The organism is Streptomyces sp. NPDC043878, from assembly GCF_056435735.1.
In genome coordinates, this window is the sequence record NZ_JBWKDW010000002.1 from 88305 (window position 1) to 95715 (window position 7411).

A 7411-nucleotide genomic window follows, 5' to 3' on the forward strand; every position below is an offset into this window, starting at 1 on the left:
CGGTGGGGCGGTCGCCGTCGTGAGCGCGGCCCTCGGATGGGTAACCGCTGCGCATGGGTGCTGTGTTGGGCGGGATTCTGGTGGGGACGTGTTCGTGGACCGATCGGGCGCTGGTCGGGAGTGGGTGGTATCCGGCGGGGCGGCGGGACGCCGAGGGGCGGTTGCGCTACTACGCCGAGCGGTTTCCGGTGGTCGAGGTGGACGCGAGTTACTACGCCCTGCCGAGCGAGCGCAACAGCCGTCTGTGGGTGGAGCGGACGCCCGACGGGTTCGTGTTCGACGTGAAGGCCTTCTCGCTGCTCACCGGACATCCCACCAGGGACGCCGCCGTCCCCGCCGGGCTGCCCGCCGACGCCGGTGACCCCGCGGTGCTGGACGAGGTGTGGGACCGGTTCGCTGCCGGGATCGAACCGTTGCGTGCGGCCGGGCGGCTGGGGAGTGTGCTGTTCCAGTTCCCGCCGTGGTTCCGGCCGGGTACACGGGCCGAGAGGTTCCTGGAGCAGTGCGCGGTCCGGACCGCCGGCTGGCCCGTCGCCGTGGAGTTCCGGCATCCCGACTGGTGGCGCGAGGAACGGGTGGAGGCGACCTGTGCGCTGCTGGCCGGGCACGGGCTGGCCGCCGTCGCCGTCGACATGGCGCAGACGCTGCCCTCCTCGGTGCCGCCCGTCACCCCCGTCACCTCTCCCCGGCTGTCCGTCGTACGGTTCCACGGACGCAGCGCCGCCTGGGGCACCGGCAGCAAGGAGGACCGTTTCCGGCACGACTACCGGCCCGATGAACTTCGCGAGTGGGTGCCGCGGGTGCGGGCGCTCGCCGAGCGGGTCGGGCCCCGCGGTCAGGTGCACGTCCTGTTCAACAACTGTTGCGGGGACGCGGCCGTCCGGGCCGCCGAGACCATGGCCGGGCTGCTGTCCCCGAAGACGTCCCAGGCGCTCCCGGGCCCGGCTAGCGGACGATCCGTACCGTCCGCGTCACGCTCACCTGGTCCAGGTCCGACACCCTGACCGTCGCCTTCATGGTCCAGTCGCCGGCGATGGGCAGGGTGAAGGCGTTCGCGGCCCAATAGCCGCCCCTGTCGGTCACCTTGGCGTCCAGGGGGCCGATCTGCTGGGCGGCGAGGGTGAAGGAGAGCCGGAGTTCGGGGACGGCCGCCAGGCCGCCGTCGGCGCCGAAGACCACCGCCTGCACGGAGTTGTCGCCCACCCGGCCCGGGTCGAGCGTGATCTGTACCGTGCCGTGGCCGCCGGGACCGCCGACGTCGAACGGGATCGTGGTGACGGACGCGGCGGGCACCCCGGTCGCGGGCGCGGCCTCGGCCGCGTCCGCCGCCGCGCGGCCGGGCAGCGTGCCGGTGAGTACGGTCGTGATCACCAACACCGCCACTCCTACGGCCACTTCGGCCAGGACGGAACGGCGCAGGCCCCGGCGGTGCGCGTCGCCGCCCGTGTCCCCGCCCGTGTCACTGGCGGCGCCACCGCCCGCGTCCCTGCCCGCTTCCGCAGTCACGGTCTCCGGCTCCGTCGCCGTCTCCTTCACCGTCACCGGCTTCTGCACCGAGGAAGAGGAGGAAGCTGCCGACACCGACGCGGACACCGGCGCCGTCTCCGGCACCCGCTCCGCCGCCGCCTCGGACCGAGACCCGGCCCCAGGCTCGGGCTCGGGCTGGGTCCGCGTCTCCGCCGCCACCAGCCGTGCCGTCCACCGCCGGGACCAGGCCGCCGCCGCCAACAGCAGGACGACCGCGGCGAGTTTGGCGGTCAGGAGGCGGCCGTACGACGTGTCGGTGAAGGCGTTCCAGGAGCCGAGGCCGCGCCAGGACTGGTAGACGCCGGTGCCGACCAGGACGGCCACGGAGGTGAAGGCCAGGCGGGAGAAACGGGTGACCATGGTGGCCGGAGCGGACGACGAGCGGTACAGCGTCGTCAGCAGGGCCGTGAGGCCGCCCAGCCACACCGCCATCGCCAGCACGTGCAGGACCGCGGAGGTCAGGGCGACCGGTACCTGGATGCCCGCCGACGCGTGTTCCGCCGCCGCCCAGGTCAGGGCCAGGCACACGGCCAGGACGGCGCCCGCCGCCAGCAGCGGGCGGGGCCGGCGTTCCGCCCCGCGGTGCCGGGACAGCCGTACCAGGAAGAGGGCCGCCAGGGGCAGCAGCGCCAGGCGGGCGAGCAGGACCACGCCCGGCCGGGTGGTGAGGGTGTGGCGGAGGGCGGACGCGTCGAAGGCCGTTCCCGGGCCGGTGCCCGTCTCGTACGGTGCGCGCAGCACCAGCAGGACGAGGGTGCTGCCGAGCAGCGTCCACCAGCCCGCCACCAGCGGGGTGCGCAGGGGGGCCGGGTCCGGGGGCCGGCACAGTGCCACGAAGGCGGCGGTGCCGATGAGCAGGGCCGCGGCGAGGTAGGCCAGGTACCGGGCGATGTTGTAGAGGCCGGTGGTGGCCGGGTCCTCGGACGGGCCCGTGTCCAGGCTCGCCGCCGTGGGGGACGCCTTGCCCACGGAGAAGGTGAAGGCGCCGGAGACCGGGTGGCTGTCCGCCGACACCACGCGCCAGGCCACCACGTACGTGCCCTCGGGCAGCTTCGTGGGCAGGCGCACGCGGGCGGTGTCGGCGCGGCCCTCCGCGTGCTGTGCCTCGCCGATGCGCAGCCGGCGGTTGCCGGGGTCCAGGACGCGGAAGGAGTCGTCGAGCAGGCCGACGGACTCGGTGAAGGTCAGGGTGACGGAGCGGGGGGCCGACTTGAGTACGGTTCCGTCCCCGGGGTCGGTGCCGCGGAGGGCGGCGTGGGCCGACGCGGGCGCGGCGCCGCCGAGGAAGAGCAGGACCAGCACGGCCCCCAGCAGCACCATCCCTTGAAGTCCGCGTCGTCCCCGGCTCTCTCGTCGGGCATCGTCCCGTCCCTCGATCCGCCGTCGCTGCACGTCGCTTTCCCGTCTTCGGCTCGCCTCTCCGGAATACGTACGGACGGAAGCCCTCCGCTGCTCACCCGCCCCGGCCCGGCCGGACGCTTGGTCACCCGCCCCTGCCAGGCCGGACGCTCGCCCACCCGCCCCGACGCGGCCGGACGCGATCCTGCCCACCCCGGTCACGGCCGGACCCCCGCCACCCCGGTCACCGCCGGACGGAACTCTCACCATCCCGGGGGCCCTGCCCAGGTGCGGCGGAAGCGGCCGCCCTCGCGCGGGACGGGCTCCAGGTCGTAGTGCGCGACGAGGTCTTCGGGGGTCACCCGGGGAAGGCTACCTCCCGGCTGAGGAAGGCCAGTTGGGCGTGCTTCTCGGGCAGGTGGACGTCCGGGAGGTCGATCTCGGGCAGGACGACGGCGGGTCCCGCCTCGAAGCCCTGCTTGAGGAAACGGGCGATCGCCTTCTTGTTGCGCGTGTCGGGGTCGACCACGATCCGGGTGCGGTCCAGGCCCAGCAGCACGTACGACGCGATGGTGGTGAGCAGCGCCGACGACCAGCCGCTCCGCGGGCCGTCCGGCGCGGCGGGCGCGAGCAGCACATGGACGCCGATGTCCCCGGGCCGGACGGCGTAGCACTCGCCGACGCGGTCGGCCTCCGGCTCGTAGGTCTGCAGGAGACCGGCCGGCTCGTCGTCCTGGGTCAGCAGGAAGGCGTGGTGGGTGTCGAGGGTGTCCAGGTGCGCGTAGATCTCCGCGACCTCGTCCGCGGTCAGGCCGTTCATGCCCCAGAAGGAGGCCCGCTCCTCGCTGACCCAGGCGTGGACCACCCCGGCGTCGGCGCAGGGGTCCAGGGGCAGTACGCGCTGGGCGCCGAAGCCCTCGGCGAACCGCTCGTGCACGGGTTCGCGGGCGGCGGTGTGCGGACGGCGGTCAGACATCGGTCTCCTTGGTGAGCAGGTTCCAGTCGGTGACCACGGGAGCGAGGTCTCCCCGGAGCCACAGGGAGAGCTGGTCGCGGTGGTGGGGCGAGCCGGGCAGACCGGAGGCGCCGAGGGGGACCACCCACCGGCTGTCCTCGCGGCGGGCCAGGTCCCAGACGTAGCGGGCGGCGGGGCCGCGCGCGGCCAGGTCGGTCAGGCCGGGCACGGCGGAGGTGCACAGCACGCAGTCGTGGTCGCCGGACAGGGCCGGCTCCTCGGCCGCGGGGCGGGGGTGGCGCGCGCGGTAGGTGTCGTACGACGGGCCGGTGAGCGCCCGCCACGGCACCAGGCGGTGTGTGTCGCCCCAGGTGCCGGCGGGCGGTGCGGCGGCCACCTCCTCCACGGCGGCGCGGACCGCGGCGGTGCGGTCGACGCCGTACAACTCCTCGGCGCGCAGCAGGTGTTCGAGGGCGAAGCCGATCCGCGGGACGAGGGCGAGCCAGGGCAGGAGGACCTCGGGGTAGGCGGGCGGGGCGGTCAGCGCGGCGAACGCCGGGTGCGCGGCGAGACGGCGTACGACCGCGCCGCGCACCGCCGCGTAGGCCGCCGCGTCCGCGCTGCCGGCGTCCATGTGGCGGTCCCAGCGCAGCAGGGACTCCCGGAGACCGGCGGCCTGCGGGGACAGCCGGTCGAGGGCGGCCAGGTGGTCCAGCAGGGGTGCGGCGGAGGCGAGATGCGTGTCGGTGTGGATCGCCGGCATGTCACCGGCCGACCAGCGGTCCTTCCCGGCGAGCAGCGCGGTGATCCGTTCGGCGCGGTGGGGTGCGGCGAACTCGACGCCGAGGGGGCCGGCCGGGCCCCGCTGGTTGGCCATCACGGCGACGCCGTCGGTCAGCCCGGCGCGCGGCATCGGATGCCAGCCCGTCCACGCGTGGCCCGGCTCCCAGGCGGGCACCGGCCGGACGCCGTTGGCCTCGGCGCGCACCGGCACCCGGCCCGCGACCCGGTGCAGCAGGCCGCCCTCGGTGTCGGCGGCCTGGACCACGTTGACGGGTTCGGCCCACGCGTCGAAGGCACGGTCGACGTCGGCGACCCGGCGGGCCCGCAGCAGCGGCAGCAGGGCGCCGAAGCCGAGGTCCGCGGTGACGCGGGGCGGGTAGCGGAGGCTGAGCGCGACCGGGGTGCCGTCGTCGAGGCCCTCGGGGCCGCCGGCGATCACCGGGCCCCGCTCCGTCTCGATCACCTCGACCTCCACCGGCTCCTCGCCCGCCACCTCCACGGTCTCCGTGTGCCGGGCGGCGCGCCGCCAGCGGCCGTCGGGGCCGAGCGCCTCGACGGCCGCGCCGGTGCGCCGCAGCCGCTCGCGGTAGAGGTCCTGGTAGTCGGCCATCGCGTTGGTGATGGCCCAGGCGACCGTGCCGGTGTGGCCGAAGTGGGCGATCCCCGGGACGCCCGGGACGGCGAGGCCGACGACGTCGAACTCCGGGCAGGACAGGCGGATCTGCTGGTAGACCCCGGGGTCCTCGATGAAGCGGTGCGGATCTCCCGCGATGAGGGCCTGCCCGGTGGTGGTCCGCTCACCGCTCACCAGCCAGCCGTTGCTGCCCGCGGTGGCGGGGCCGTCGGCCGCGAACAGGCCGAGGGCTTCCTCACCCAGGTGCTCGGCGGCCCGCTCGCGCCAGAGTTTGGCCGGGAAGCCGGCGAACAGGATGTGCGTGCCGAGCCAGACGCCGAGGGGGGTCCAGGGCTCCCAGCGGCCGGGGGCGAGGTCCAGGTGGGCGAACTCGGGGGCCGCGCCGCCGGCCAGGCCCTCGTTGACGCCGTCGGTGTACGCGCGGATCCAGTCCGCCGTCTCCGGGTCCTGTTCCGCCAGGGCGGCGAAGCAGCGTCGCGCGGTGTCGTCGAGGCGGGCCCGTCGCGCGAAACGGTCCCAGGGGAGGGCGTCGGTGCCGAGGAAGGCGGCCGAGGTGCCCTGCGCCCGGTGGCGCTCCACCTCCAGTTGCCAGCCGCGGTCGAGGGCGGTGACGCGGCCCTGGGCGCGGGCGAGTTCGCGGACACCGCCCGCCCGCAGGTGCGGGATTCCCCACGCGTCGCGGTGGATCTCGGCTGTCACCCTGCGGCCCTTCTCTCGTCGCGTCTGCTGCTGCGGTACCGCCGATGGTTAGGCTCACCTAACCTGGACGGAAGCGTACGGGACGGGCGCGGCGCCGGTGCACGCGCCGGGGCGTACCGGCGCGCGACCGCGCCCCGCGCGCGGGATCATCGACGCATGGACGTCACTCTTCACCTCGCCCAGGACCCCGAGGCCGACGCGCTCCTCGGCCGCTCCCCGCTCGCCGCGCTGGTCGGCATGCTGCTGGACCAGCAGGTCCCGATGGAGTGGGCGTTCAAGGGGCCCGCGACCATCGCCGGACGCCTGGGCACCGACGACCTGGACGCGCACGAGATCGCCGCGTACGACCCGGACGCCTTCGCCTCGCTCCTGTCCGAGAAGCCCGCCGTGCACCGCTACCCCGGGTCCATGGCCAAGCGCGTCCAGCAGCTCTGCCAGTACCTCGTCGAGCACTACGACGGGAACGCCGAACTCGTCTGGAAGGGCGTCGAGGACGGGCGCGAGCAGCTGCGCAGGCTGGAGGAGCTGCCCGGGTTCGGCACGCAGAAGGCGCAGATCTTCCTGGCCCTGCTGGGCAAGCAGCTCGGCGTACGGCCGAAGGGCTGGCGGGAGGCCGCGGGCGCCTACGGCGAGGCCCGGTCCTTCCGGTCCGTCGCCGACATCACCGGTCCCGAGTCGCTGGCCAAGGTGCGGGCGCACAAACAGGAGATGAAGGCGGCGGCGAAGGCGGCCAGGAAGTAACGCCGGGCGCGTCAACCGCCGCCCCCGGGTACGCCGTGCGGGCGGATCCCGCCCGCGGGCGGATGAACACCGGGGGCTCGCCGGGGAGATGAGCCCCATGGGCGCCGCACGAGGTTTCGCACGCAGCCGGGTCCGGCCGCGGGTGCTCGTGCTGCTGCTCGTCCTGCCGGCGCCGGGCGCCCACGCCGGGGGCCGGTGGGGCAGGCCGACGCCGTGGCCCCGGGCGACCCGGGCGGGCACGGCGTCCTGGACACCGGCCCGCGGCCGGCGGCCCGCGCCGTCCACCGGCCGCTCGTGTCCCCGACCGCCACGCCGCCGGCCCCTGCCGCGCCCGGCGCCGGGGATGATCACGCGCAGCCCGCGCCGCCGTACGCGCCGAACCTCCTCCGCTCCGTGGTCCCGCGCTGCTGACCGGCTCGCCTCCCCAGGTCGGAAAGCCCACCCACGGGACACACGCGACGCGCTGGAAATTCCGTCATGCCCACAGACCCGTACGCGGTCCTGCGCGTCCCGCTGCGCGCGGAGGCCGCCCGCAGTACGCCGAAACCGCAGCCGAAGCAGACCCGCCCCCGGCGGCCCTCTCGGGAAGGGGAGCGCTGAGCCACCGGCGGAGGCGGCCACCCGCCTCCGCCCCGGGGGGGGGGGGGGGGGGGGGGGGGGGGGGGGGGGGGGGGGGGGGGGGGGGGGGGGGGGGGGGGGGGGGGGGGGGGGGGGGGGGGGTTGTTTTCTCTTCT

5 protein-coding genes are annotated in these 7411 nt (G+C 75.6%); 2 read left to right on the forward strand and 3 right to left on the reverse strand.

Annotation, left to right across the window (positions count from 1 at the left end):
* Positions 1-65: 65 nt before the first annotated feature.
* Positions 66-1004 carry a DUF72 domain-containing protein gene (locus AC07AZ_RS04065; protein WP_478844152.1) on the forward strand — a complete coding sequence of 313 codons (939 nt, stop codon included), beginning with the start codon at positions 66-68 and terminating at the stop codon, positions 1002-1004.
* Here the strand turns inward: AC07AZ_RS04065 and AC07AZ_RS04070 are convergent.
* From AC07AZ_RS04070 to AC07AZ_RS04080, 3 genes are all read right to left on the reverse strand, one after another.
* Positions 946-2844, reverse strand: a complete 1899-nt coding sequence (locus AC07AZ_RS04070) for a copper resistance CopC/CopD family protein (protein WP_478844154.1) — start codon at positions 2842-2844, stop codon at positions 946-948. The two genes, AC07AZ_RS04065 and AC07AZ_RS04070, sit on opposite strands and share 59 nt — an antisense overlap.
* A gap of 379 nt (positions 2845-3223) precedes the next feature.
* Positions 3224-3841 carry a GNAT family N-acetyltransferase gene (locus tag AC07AZ_RS04075; protein WP_478843577.1) on the reverse strand — a complete coding sequence of 206 codons (618 nt, stop codon included), beginning with the start codon at positions 3839-3841 and terminating at the stop codon, positions 3224-3226.
* On the reverse strand, positions 3834-5936 hold the full coding sequence (locus tag AC07AZ_RS04080) for a penicillin acylase family protein (protein WP_478843579.1): 2103 nt from the start codon (positions 5934-5936) through the stop codon (positions 3834-3836). The genes AC07AZ_RS04075 and AC07AZ_RS04080 overlap by 8 nt, the downstream gene beginning before the upstream one ends.
* A 156-nt stretch (positions 5937-6092) precedes the next feature.
* Between AC07AZ_RS04080 and AC07AZ_RS04085 the strand changes: the two genes are divergently transcribed.
* Complete coding sequence (locus AC07AZ_RS04085; protein ID WP_478843581.1) at positions 6093-6677, forward strand: HhH-GPD-type base excision DNA repair protein; 585 nt, start codon at positions 6093-6095, stop codon at positions 6675-6677.
* The last annotated feature ends 734 nt before the right edge of the window (positions 6678-7411 follow it).